Consider the following 11,693-nt stretch of genomic DNA (forward strand, 5'->3'; position numbering starts at 1 on the left):
GACGACACCAATGTTTCCTGAAGTTTTCCATATTTCCATCCGCGGCCCGATCAATGAGATCGTGCGCTCGCTGGTGGTGAATTACGGCTCCGTTTTCAAGGCGATCTCGCAGACGATCCTGCAGGCGATCCTCTTTGTGGAATGGGTGCTGCGCGGTCTGCCGTGGTGGGCCATTTTTCTGGTCTTCCTGGTGCTCGCCTGGTTCGCGTCGAAGAAGATTTCGCTCGTCATCATGGTGGCGGTGATGCTGTTCATCGTCGGCGCGCTCGGTCTCTGGGACCTGACGATGCAGACGCTGGCGCTGATGCTGATTGCCAGCCTCATTTCCATCGTCATCGGGGTACCCATGGGTATCCTGCTTGCCAAAAGCGAATGGGCTCGGCGCATCACCCTGCCGATACTCGATGTCATGCAGACCATGCCGAGCTTCGTCTATCTCATTCCCGCCATCATGCTTTTCGGCCTCGGCAAGGTCCCGGCCGTACTGGCCACCATCGTTTATGCCGTGCCGCCGCTGATCCGCCTGACCGATCTCGGCATCCGGCAGGTGGACCGGGAAGTGGTGGAGGCGGCGACCGCATTTGGCGGCAGCCCGAGACAAATCCTCTTCGGCGTCGAATTGCCGCTCGCCACGCCCACGATCATGGCCGGCCTCAACCAGACGATCATGATGGCGCTCTCCATGGTCGTCGTCGCCTCGATGATCGGCGCGCGCGGCCTTGGCGAGCAGGTTCTGAACGGCATCCAGACGCTCGATGTCGGCAAGGGCCTCGAAGCAGGTCTCGGCATCGTTATTCTCGCAATCGTGCTCGATCGCATCACCCAGGGTTTCGGTCGATCCAGCCGGAAGGAAATGGGCAATGACTGATATCCATATCCGCAACGTGTCCAAGATATTCGGCGGCAACTGGAAAGCTGCGCTGACCATGGCCCAGCAGGGCGCGGAAAAAAGCGAAATCCTGGCAAAAACGGGATGCAGCGTCGGCCTCGACAATGTCAGCCTCGACATCGAAGCCGGCCGCATTTTCGTGATCATGGGCCTCTCTGGTTCCGGCAAGTCGACGCTGGTGCGCCACATCAACCGGCTGATCGAACCGACAAGCGGCGAGATTCTCGTCGGCGGCGACAATGTTCTAGCACTGAAGCCCAAAGACCTGCGCGACTTCCGCAACCGACGCGTCAGCATGGTGTTCCAGAATTTCGGTCTGATGCCGCACCGCACCGTCTTGCAGAACGTCGTTTATGGCCAGCGCGTGCGCGGGCTGACCAAGGCCCACGCACGGCCCATCGGCATGAAGTGGATCGAGACCGTCGGCCTTTCCGGCTATGAGGACAAGTTTCCGCACCAGCTTTCCGGCGGCATGAAGCAGCGCGTCGGTCTGGCCCGGGCACTCGCGGCCGATACCGACGTCATACTGATGGACGAGGCCTTTTCGGCGCTCGACCCCTTGATCCGCGCCGACATGCAGGACCAGTTGCTGCAGCTCGAAAAGAACCTGCACAAGACCATCGTTTTCATCACCCACGATCTCGACGAGGCGCTCCGCATCGGCGCACAGATCGCGATCCTGAAGGACGGCAAACTGGTGCAGGTTGGAACGCCGGATCAGATTCTCAACAGCCCCGCAAATGATTATGTCGCCCGTTTCGTGGAACGCCGCGCGGGTGCGGGGGAAGGCCAGCATGGCTGACACGATCACCATCGATCGTCCCCTCACCTGGCAAGAGATCGCCGCTGTTGCAAAAGGCGCCACGCTTTCCCTGTCGGACAAAGCGTGGCGGCGCATTGCCGAAGCCCGCGCCGTCGTCGATGCGCTCGTCGAAAAACGGGTGCGCGGTTACGGCATCAACACAGGTGTCGGCGCGCTCTGCGATGTGATTGTAGACATCCCACAGCAGCAGGCTCTTTCCCGCAACATCCTGCTCAGCCACTCCTGCGGCGTCGGCGAACCGCTCGGGCGCGAAGAAACACGGGCCATCATGGCCGCCCAGATCAACAACTTCGCGCATGGTTATTCCGGCGTGCAGGTCAAAACGGTCGAAGCGCTGCTCGCCCTGCTGAATGGCGATATTCTTCCCGTTATTCCGTCAAAGGGCTCGGTGGGTTACCTCACCCATGCCGCGGCCATAGGGCTGGTGCTGATCGGCGAAGGCCGGGCCCGCCATGGGGGCGAACTCATCAGCGGCCGGCAGGGGCTCGCAAAGCTTAGCCTCGAACCCATGGTTCTGCAGGCGAAGGAAGGGCTCAGCCTCGTCAACGGCACACCCTGCGCCACCGGCCTCGCCAGCCTCGCGCTTGCGCGCACGGCTTCGCTCCTTGAATGGGCCGATGCGGCAGCAGCAATGAGCTATGAAAACCTTGGCGCGCAGGCCGATCCCTTCGCCGCAGGGCCGCTGGCACTGCGCAGCTCGCCCGGCATCCAGACTGTCGGCGCAAACCTGCGCCAGCTTCTGGCGGCAAGCCCGCTGCTTGCCCGGTCAGCCGGATCCCGCACGCAGGATCCGCTTAGCCTGCGCGCCGTGCCGCAGGTGCACGGCGCCGTTCGCGACAGCGTCGCGCAGATCGCGGACGTCGTAGACCGCGAACTCGCGAGTGTCACGGACAACCCGGTCGTCGGCGGCACGCCGCAGTCGCCCGAGGTCCACTCCCAGGCCCACGCCGTCGGTGCGTCGCTCGGGCTTGCCATGGATGGGCTGGCAACGGCCGCAGCCGAACTCGCGGCGATTTCCGAGCGGCGTATCGACCGGCTCGTCAACCCGCTTGTCAGCGGGCTGCCCGCCTTTCTGGCGGAAGGTGATGGTGTCTGTTCCGGTTTCATGATCATCCAGTACACCGCCGCAGCGCTTGCCGCGGAAAACCGCCGCCTCGCCGCCCCCGCCAGCCTCGATGGCGGCATCACCTCCGCCTTGCAGGAGGATATATTGACTCACGCCACCGCCGCCGCCGACAAGACGCTTTCGATTATCGGCAACCTGGAAACCATTCTCGCAATCGAGATCATGAGCGCCGCGCAGGCTTACGACATGCAGCCTGACGAAGGCGGCCGTGCGCCCGGCACCGATAGGCTTTATCAGCGCGTCCGGACGGCGGCACCATTTTACCGCGATGACCAGCCGCTCAACAATCTGGTAGCCGCCATTCGGGAAATGTTGCAAACCACGCTTACGGGGATAGGTGTCGACAACATCAACCCGCCTCACGCAGAATGCTCATCCCATTCTTTCTGAAGCGTAAGAGCCGGGACCGGGGGGGAACACCACGGTTCGGCTGCCGTTCAGGAATAAACGCCGATGAATATGGGCGTGTATGGCGCGCGCCAGCACCTGCGCCTCCACGTCGCGGCCGAGCGACACGTAATCCTCCGCCGACTGGGCATGGGTGATGCGCACGATATCCTGTTCGATGATCGGTCCCTCATCCAGATCGGCGGTCACATAATGCGCCGTCGCGCCAATCAGCTTCACACCGCGCTGATAGGCCTGCTTGTAAGGGTTGGCGCCCTTAAAAGAGGGCAGGAAGGAGTGGTGGATATTGATGATCCTGCCCGACATCGCCTCGCACATCCTGTCGGAAAGCACCTGCATGTAACGTGCCAGCACGATGAGTTCCGTACCCGAGCTTTCCACGATCTCCATGATCCGGGCTTCGGCCTGCGGCTTGTTCTGTTTCGTCACCGGAATGTGGTGGAACGGAATGTCGTGATTGACGACAACCTTCTGGTAATCGAAATGATTGGAGACGACGCCGACAATATCGATCGGCAGCGCCCCGATGCGCCAGCGATAGAGCAGGTCATTGAGGCAATGGCCGAAGCGCGACACCATCAAAAGAACCTTCATCCGCTCTGCCTGATCGTGCAGCGCCACCTCCATGCCGAATTTTTCCGAGATGGGCGCCAGCCCGTCCATCAACGCGTCGCGTGTCTCACCCTCCTCGGAAATGAAACCCACGCGTATGAAAAAACGGCCTGTGCCGAGATCGTCGAACTGCGAACTGTCGACGATGTTGCACCCCTTCTCAGCGAGAAAGCCTGAAAGGGCGGCGACGATGCCGCGGGTAGACTTGCATGTCACGGTCAGGACGAAGTTCGTCATCTGGCGATCTTTCTGTCATCAATATGGAAAACGCCCGCGCGGCTGGACGCGCGGGGAAAGCCGCAAGCGCGGCGGGGAAAATCGGGCTTAGACATCGAGGGTCGTCTGATGCTCCCATGCGGTGAACTGCGCGCAATAGCTGTTCCACTCCCCCTGCTTGAGTTTCAGATAGGCATTCGAGAATTCCATGCCGAGCGCCTGCTGCAATTCCGCATCTTTCTCATATTCGCGCAGCGCATCGAGAAGGTTGAGCGGTAGCTTCGGTGCATCCGTGACCGTATGGCCCTCGCGATACATGTCGATATCGTAGTGCGGACCGGGATCGGCCTTGGAGCGGACACCGGAAAGGCCAGCCGCGATGATGATGGCCTGCAACAGATAAGGGTTCACGGCTCCATCCGGCAGGCGCAGTTCGAACCGTCCCGGCCCCGGCACGCGCACCATATGGGTGCGGTTATTGCCGGTCCAGGTCACCGTATTCGGCGCCCAGGTCGCGCCGGAAACGGTACGCGGCGCGTTGATGCGCTTATAGGAATTGACCGTCGGATTGGTGACGGCCGCAAGCGCCGACGCGTGTTTCATGATGCCGCCGAGAAACGTCTTGCCCTTGGCCGACAAACCGAACGGCATTTCCCAGTCGGCGAAGGCGTTGACCTTGCCGTCGAGGTCCCAGACCGAAATATGGGCATGGCAGCCATTGCCGGTCAGGCCCTTGAAAGGCTTCGGCATGAAGGTGGCGCGCAGCCCGTGTTTTTCGGCGACGGATTTGACCATGAATTTAAAGAAGGAATGTTTGTCGGCGGTCTGCAGCGCGTCGTCATATTCCCAGTTCATCTCGAACTGGCCGTTCGCGTCCTCATGGTCGTTCTGGTAGGGCTTCCAGCCCAGCTCCAGCATATAGTCGCAAATCTCGGCGATCACATCGTAACGGCGCATCACCGCCTGCTGGTCGTAGCAGGGCTTTTCCGCTGTGTCGTATTCGTCGGAGATTTTCGCACCATCCGGCGAAATCAGGAAAAATTCCGGCTCCACGCCGGTCTTGACCCTGAGCCCTTCGCTTGCCGCCTCAGCGATGAGCTTTTTCAGCACCACGCGCGGCGCCTGCTCCACCGGCTGGTCTTCCATCATGCAATCGGCGGCGACCCAGGCGACATCCTTTTTCCATGGAAGCTGGATGACCGAAGAGGCGTCGGGCACGGCGAATAGATCGGGATGGGCGGGCGTCAAATCGAACCAGGTGGCGAAGCCTGCAAAACCCGCGCCATCCTTCTGCATATCAGCGATCGCTTCTGCAGGAACCAGCTTGGCGCGCTGGCCCCCGAAGAGATCGGTATAACTGATCATGAAATATTTGACGCCCTTTTCGGCAGCAAATTTGGAGAGGTCCAGTGTCACGTCATTCCCCTTTTTTGAATATCAGACACTCATCAAAAAAGACGGGCACATCCTCCCAAATGCGCCCGTCCGTCTTTATGGCTTAAAAGCTGCCTTTGCCCGGGAACCAGCTGGTTCCCGCCAGCGGAACCTGCGCCATGGCGGCGGCCTCCATCGTCAGCGCCACCAGATCTTCCGGCTCCAGATTATGGAGATGGTTCTTGCCGCAGGCGCGCGCGATGGTCTGCGCCTCGAGCGTCATGACCTTCAGATAATTGGCAAGACGGCGGCCGGCGGCGACGGGATCGAGGCGTGCGGCAAGTTCGGGATCCTGCGTGGTGATTCCTGCGGGGTCTTTGCCTTCGTGCCAGTCATCATAAGCGCCTGCTGTCGTACCGAGTTTTTGATATTCGTCTTCCCATTTCGGATCGTTATCACCCAGCGCTACCAGCGCCGCCGTGCCGATGGCGACAGCATCCGCACCAAGCGCCAACGCCTTGGCAACATCGGCACCGGATCGGATACCGCCAGAGACGATGAGCTGTACCTTCCGATGCATGCCGAGATCCTGAAGCGCCTGAACGGCGGGGCGAATGCAGGCCAGCGTGGGCATGCCGACATTTTCGATGAAGACATCCTGCGTGGCGGCCGTGCCGCCCTGCATGCCATCCAGCACCACCACGTCGGCACCGGCCTTCACCGCCAGCGCCGTGTCGTAATAGGGCCGCGCACCACCGACCTTGATATAGATCGGCTTTTCCCAGTCGGTAATTTCACGCAGTTCGAGGATTTTGATTTCCAGATCGTCGGGGCCGGTCCAATCAGGATGACGGCAGGCGGAGCGCTGATCGATGCCCTTCGGCAGGTTGCGCATATTGGCGACGCGATCGGAAATCTTCTGGCCGAGCAACATGCCACCACCACCCGGTTTCGCACCCTGGCCGACAACGACCTCGATGGCGTCCGCGCGACGCAGATCCTTCGGATTCATGCCGTAACGGGAGGGCAGATATTGATAGACCAAAGTCTGGCTGTGGCCGCGCTCCTCATCCGTCATGCCGCCATCGCCCGTCGTGGTGGAGGTGCCAGCGATTGTCGCGCCGCGGCCGAGCGCTTCCTTGGCGTTGCCCGAAAGCGCGCCAAAACTCATGCCGGCAATGGTGATCGGCGTTTTCAGCGTGATAGGCTTCTTGGCGAAGCGCGTGCCGAGGGTCACGGTCGTATCGCATTTCTCACGATAACCTTCGAGCGGATAACGCGAGATGGAGGCGCCGAGAAACAACAGGTCGTCGAAATGCGGCACCTTGCGCTTGGTGCCCGCACCACGAATGTCATAGATGCCGGTCGCCGCCGCGCGGCGGATTTCCGCCAGTGTATGATCGTCGAAAGTCGCGGACTTGCGCGGCGGGGTGAAGGGGTTGTGATAGCTCATCGGAATATCCCTCGCCTCAATACGCGTCGGCGTTGTCGATGTTGAAATTATAGAGCGTGCGGGCCGAACCGTAGCGTTTGAACTCGCTTGGGCTGACATCCGTGACGCCGGCCTTTTCGAGGAGTTCTGCAAGCTTTTCGAGATGTTCCGGCCGCATGTCCTTCTCGATACAATCGGCACCCAGGCTCTTCACCGAGCCGCGCACGAAAAGCTTCGCCTCATAAAGGGAATCGCCCAGCGCATCGCCCGCATCGCCGCAGACGACGAGATGGCCGGACTGGCCCATGAAGGCGGACATATGGCCGATATTGCCTTTCACGACGATATCGATGCCCTTCATGGAAATGCCGCAGCGGGAGGCGGCATTGCCCTTTATGACCAGAAGCCCGCCGCGGCCGGTGGCGCCAGCATATTGCGAAGCATCGCCCTCAATGACGACGGTGCCCGACATCATGTTTTCGGCAACGCCCGGTCCGGCCGAGCCATGAACGGTGACTGTGCCGCCATCATTCATGCCGGCGCAATAATAACCGACCGAACCGCGCACATCGACGGTGACGGGGCTGTCGATGCCAACGGCGACGGCATGGTGGCCGCGCGGATTGACGACTTCGAATTCGGTATCGTTGACACCGGAGGAAAGACCGTGGAGCGCGCTATTCAATTCACGCAAGGGTGTTTGGGAGAGATCGAAAACTGGCATGGATTATGACTTTCAAAACAGGCGCCGATGACGGGTCTCAGGCAGCCTTTTCATGGTCCCAGAAATAGACGGTCGCCGGCTCCGGCTCCCACACCCGGGCATTTTCAATGCCGGGCAGGTTGACCAGAGCGCGATATTCCGAACCGAAAGCGACATATTGGTCGGTCTCGGCCATGACAGCAGGCTTGCAAGCGATGGGATCACGCACCACGCCAAAACCGGATTTGGTGCCGACGACGAAAGTGAAGAAACCATCGAGATCATCGAGCGCGCTTGTCAGTGCTTCGCCCAGATCCTTGCCCTTGGCCATTTCCGCCGTGAGATAGGCGGCGGCGACTTCCGAGTCGTTCTGGGTTTCGAACGTCATGCCTTCGCGCACCAGTTCACGGCGCAGATTATTGTGGTTGGAAAGCGAACCATTATGCACCAGGCACTGGTCGGCACCGGTGGAAAAGGGGTGCGCGCCAAGCGTCGTCACTGCCGATTCCGTTGCCATGCGGGTATGGCCGATGCCATGGCTGCCGGCCATGGAACGCACGTCGAAACGGGCGACGACATCTTTCGGCAGGCCGGTTTCCTTATAGATTTCGACACTGTCGCCGGAACCCATCACCCGCACATTCGGCCGGATGGCGGCGAGAACCGCACGAATACCATCCAGCTTCCCGGCGGGAATATCGAGAACCGCATGGGTGCTTTTTACCGTGACCACGGCGTCAACGCTGTTTTCCGTGAGCGCCTCGGCAAGGCCGGAGAAATCGGCGGTCGGCTCGGCCGACTGGATCGTCACTTTCGCACGGCCATCGGCCGCACTTCCATAGATCGCGATGCCGGCCGAATCCGGCCCGCGATCGGTCATGGTGACGAGCATGTCCGAGAGCAGCTGACCCAGCTGCGGCTCAAGGCTTTTGTCTTTCAGGAATAGTCCAACAATGCCGCACATCGATAGGCGCCTCCATTCGTTTCCGAATGAAGGGCTAACATATGGAATTCTATTCCGTCAACTATGAGGAATATTTTTTTCTTCTAAGGCAAATTATCAATCGTTGCCTAGCCGCCTTTGCGGATAGGAAATGATCGACAAATAACGGGCGGGAAGCTTCACCAATTCCTCCGGCCCGTGCGGTGCATCGGCGTCGAAAAACAAGCTATCGCCGGCCTGCATGGTGAAAAGCTGCTCGCCGTGGCGGTAAACCACCTCGCCTTCCAGCATGTAGAGAAACTCCATTCCCTCATGCTGGAAGGTTGGGAACACATCCGAGTCCTTGGTCAGCGTGATGAGATAGGGCTCGACGGTGACGCCGCTGGTATTGTTGTCGATATGGCCAAGCAGGCTGTATTGATGACCGGCGCGCGTACCCCTGCGCTCGATATTCACGCCCTGCCCCGCCTTGACGAAAGTGGCGCTGCGCGGTTCCTCGAAACCGCGGAAGAAAGCCGTGATCGGCACGCCGAGCGCCTTTGAAAGCGTCTGCAGGGTGGTAAGCGATGGGGAGATATTGCCGTTTTCGATCTTGGAAAGCATGCCCACGGAGACGCCGGTGGCCGATGCCAGATCGGTGACCGTGATGCCGAGTTTCTTGCGATAGGCGCGCACCTCATGGCCAATCGCCATTTCCAGATTGTTGACCCTCGGCTCGCGAACGGCATGCGGATCCTGTGACAGGAACTGCGCAGCTTCGCTCTGGGTGGCATCCTTGGCCATGGTATCCTCCGGTATCGTCGTGTTTTCCCTTCCTTACAGGAAAACTATTTTAATTCGGAGGAAATCTTTGCCGCATGATATTCGGCGTATGGCCAAAGCGGGCCTTGAAGCTCCCTGAAAAATGTCCGGCGCTGGAAAAGCCGGTGGCGAAGGCAACTTCCGCGATGGAGAGCGGGCTTTGCTCGAGCAATCGCCGGGCGTGATCGAGGCGGATCGCGCGGTATGTTCCCAAAAACGTCGTTTTCAGATGGGTTGCGAAAAGCCGGTCGAGGTGGCGCGCGCTGGTTCCCGCCAATTTCGCCATGGTCTGCCGATCAAGCGGGCTTTCAATGGTCGTTGCCATTTTTTCCAGCACGGTCAACAGGGCCGGATGGTTGGTGCCATGACGTTCCGCCGAGGAACCGCGCTGCGGTGCGCCGGGTTCGGCGACCGCCGTGTGCAGGTACCAGTCACTGACACGCCTTGCGAAGTTAGCGCCCATTCTCTGCGAAATCATCGCATGCATCATGTCGAGGGGGGCAACGCCGCCAGCGCAGGTGATGCGGTCCCCATCGAAAACAAACCGCGCCTGCCGGGGCGTCAGATGGCCGAAGGCCTCTTTCAGCACCGGCGCATGCTCCCAATGGATGGTGAAATCGCGGTTTTCCAGCAATCCCGCCGCCGCCAACACATAAGCGCCGCTGGAAATGCCCCCGATCCGGACACCCTGCCGCGCCAGCCGCCTTAACGTCCCATAGGAATTTTCCGCAACGGTCCAGTCCTGCGGCCCGCCCCCCGCGCAGACGAAGATCGTGTGGCATTTCTCGCCGGCAGCGGCGAGCGCCTCGCAGCCGACAATGATACCGGAAGAACTTCTGACGGCCTCGCTATCGAAAGAAAGCGGAACCACATCGTAAAGATCGGTTCCGGCGATCAGATTGGCGGCCCGCAGCGGCTCTGCCGCGGAGGCGTAAGACATCAGCGCGAAATTCGGAACTAGGATGAAACCAATGCGCTGGACATTCTTCTGCTCAATGATCGTCATGTCTCTTTTTTAAATCATTATGTCCTTTATTTGCAATTCCCTTTCGAACGACGCCGATAAGCTTGCGCCATATCGTTCGAGGTACGCAGATGCGCTATTCCGCCTTTTCCATTTTCAAGAATGGTCTCTTCGACAACAAATCCTGGAAACCCGCCTGGCGGGACGTTTCTCCGAAACCGCATTATGATGTCATCATCGTTGGCGGCGGTGGGCATGGGCTGGCGACAGCCTATTATCTCGCCAAGGAATTCGGCATCACCAATGTCGCGGTGTTGGAGAAAAACTACATCGGCTCCGGCAATGTCGGCCGTAACACCACGATCATCCGCTCCAATTATCTGCTGCCGGGCAACAACCCGTTTTACGAGCTTTCGATGAAACTGTGGGAAGGGCTGGAGCAGGATTTCAATTTCAACGCCATGGTTTCCCAGCGCGGTGTGCTAAACCTCTATCATTCGGATGCCCAGCGCGACGCCTATACAAGGCGCGGCAATGCCATGCGACTGCACGGCGTCGATGCCGATTTGCTGGACCGCGCCGCAGTCAAGGCCATGCTGCCGTTTCTCGATTTCGACAATGCCCGCTTTCCGGTGCAGGGTGGCCTGCTGCAAAGACGCGGCGGTACCGTGCGTCACGATGCCGTGGCCTGGGGTTATGCGCGCGGCGCAGACAGCCGCGGCGTCGATATTATTCAGGGCTGCGAGGTAACAGGCATTCGCCGCGAAAACGGCGCGGTCGTGGGCGTCGCAACGAGCCGCGGCTTCATTGGCTGCGGCAAGCTGGCTTTGGCGGCGGCGGGCAATTCTTCGCAGGTCGCCGCCATGGCCGGACTGAAGCTGCCGATCGAAAGCCATGTCTTGCAGGCTTTCGTGTCGGAAGGGCTGAAACCCTTTATCGATGGCGTCGTCACTTTCGGGGCGGGCCATTTTTACGTCTCGCAATCGGACAAGGGCGGCCTCGTCTTCGGCGGCGACATAGACGGCTATAATTCCTACGCCCAGCGCGGCAATCTGGCGACGGTCGAGCATGTGGCGGAAGCCGGCAAGGCGATGATACCGGCGCTCTCCCGCGTCCGGGTGTTACGCTCCTGGGGCGGCATCATGGATATGTCGATGGATGGTTCGCCAATCATCGACCAGACCCCTATCGACAATCTCTATCTCAATGCCGGCTGGTGTTACGGCGGCTTCAAGGCGACGCCCGCCTCCGGTTTCTGCTTCGCCCATCTTCTCGCTCGCGGCACACCGCAGGAGACGGCGACGGCCTTCCGGCTGGACCGCTTCCGGCGCGGTTATCTCATCGATGAAAAGGGTCAGGGCGCCCAGCCCAACCTTCACTGATTTTGCGCAGCAAGGACATC

The 11,693-nt window shown here is 60.1% G+C and carries 11 protein-coding genes; 4 read left to right on the top strand and 7 right to left on the bottom strand.

Translation table 11 applies throughout. The features are described 5' to 3' along the window. Positions 1 to 10: 10 nt before the first annotated feature. Genes BS627_RS12365 through BS627_RS12375 form a run of 3 tightly spaced genes read left to right on the top strand, consistent with a single transcriptional unit; the run spans position 11 to position 3,228 of the window. Positions 11 to 868, top strand: coding sequence for an ABC transporter permease (locus BS627_RS12365; protein WP_077983530.1), 858 nt, complete (start codon positions 11 to 13; stop codon positions 866 to 868). Continuing rightward, entirely contained in the window at positions 861 to 1,691 is an 831-nt protein-coding gene (locus BS627_RS12370) for a quaternary amine ABC transporter ATP-binding protein (protein ID WP_077983531.1), read from the top strand. The genes BS627_RS12365 and BS627_RS12370 overlap by 8 nt, the downstream gene beginning before the upstream one ends. Beyond that, a complete protein-coding gene (locus BS627_RS12375) occupies positions 1,684 to 3,228 on the top strand; it encodes an HAL/PAL/TAL family ammonia-lyase (protein ID WP_077983532.1) in 1,545 nt (514 codons plus the stop codon). The genes BS627_RS12370 and BS627_RS12375 overlap by 8 nt, the downstream gene beginning before the upstream one ends. On the opposite strand, the gene purU is transcribed toward BS627_RS12375, so the two are convergent. The 7 genes from purU to BS627_RS12410 all read right to left on the bottom strand — a co-directional run bounded on the left by purU (position 3,211) and on the right by BS627_RS12410 (position 10,333). Then, positions 3,211 to 4,095, bottom strand: a complete 885-nt coding sequence (purU, locus tag BS627_RS12380) for a formyltetrahydrofolate deformylase (protein ID WP_077983533.1) — start codon at positions 4,093 to 4,095, stop codon at positions 3,211 to 3,213. The two genes, BS627_RS12375 and purU, sit on opposite strands and share 18 nt — an antisense overlap. Positions 4,096 to 4,182: 87 nt before the next feature. Beyond that, positions 4,183 to 5,490 carry a type III glutamate--ammonia ligase gene (glnT, locus tag BS627_RS12385; protein ID WP_077983534.1) on the bottom strand — a complete coding sequence of 436 codons (1,308 nt, stop codon included), beginning with the start codon at positions 5,488 to 5,490 and terminating at the stop codon, positions 4,183 to 4,185. An 82-nt stretch (positions 5,491 to 5,572) separates the two neighbouring features. Beyond that, entirely contained in the window at positions 5,573 to 6,901 is a 1,329-nt protein-coding gene (locus tag BS627_RS12390; protein WP_077983535.1) for an FMN-binding glutamate synthase family protein, read from the bottom strand. Between the two features lie 16 nt (positions 6,902 to 6,917). Beyond that, positions 6,918 to 7,604 (bottom strand): GltB/FmdC/FwdC-like GXGXG domain-containing protein, encoded by a 687-nt coding sequence (locus BS627_RS12395; RefSeq protein ID WP_077983536.1) that lies wholly within the window; start codon positions 7,602 to 7,604, stop codon positions 6,918 to 6,920. Between the two features lie 37 nt (positions 7,605 to 7,641). Then, positions 7,642 to 8,547, bottom strand: a complete 906-nt coding sequence (locus BS627_RS12400) for a class II glutamine amidotransferase (RefSeq protein ID WP_077983537.1) — start codon at positions 8,545 to 8,547, stop codon at positions 7,642 to 7,644. Positions 8,548 to 8,643: 96 nt separating this feature from the next. Beyond that, positions 8,644 to 9,324, bottom strand: a complete 681-nt coding sequence (locus tag BS627_RS12405) for a helix-turn-helix domain-containing protein (protein ID WP_165691242.1) — start codon at positions 9,322 to 9,324, stop codon at positions 8,644 to 8,646. 34 nt (positions 9,325 to 9,358) lie between these two features. Next, positions 9,359 to 10,333, bottom strand: a complete 975-nt coding sequence (locus BS627_RS12410) for a GlxA family transcriptional regulator (protein WP_077983538.1) — start codon at positions 10,331 to 10,333, stop codon at positions 9,359 to 9,361. Positions 10,334 to 10,422: 89 nt separating this feature from the next. On the opposite strand from BS627_RS12410, the gene BS627_RS12415 reads away from it, so the two are divergent. Then, positions 10,423 to 11,673, top strand: coding sequence for a sarcosine oxidase subunit beta family protein (locus BS627_RS12415; protein WP_077983539.1), 1,251 nt, complete (start codon positions 10,423 to 10,425; stop codon positions 11,671 to 11,673). Positions 11,674 to 11,693: the final 20 nt, after the last annotated feature.

It is taken from the genome of Agrobacterium salinitolerans, from assembly GCF_002008225.1.
Classification (GTDB): Bacteria; Pseudomonadota; Alphaproteobacteria; order Rhizobiales; family Rhizobiaceae; genus Agrobacterium; species Agrobacterium salinitolerans.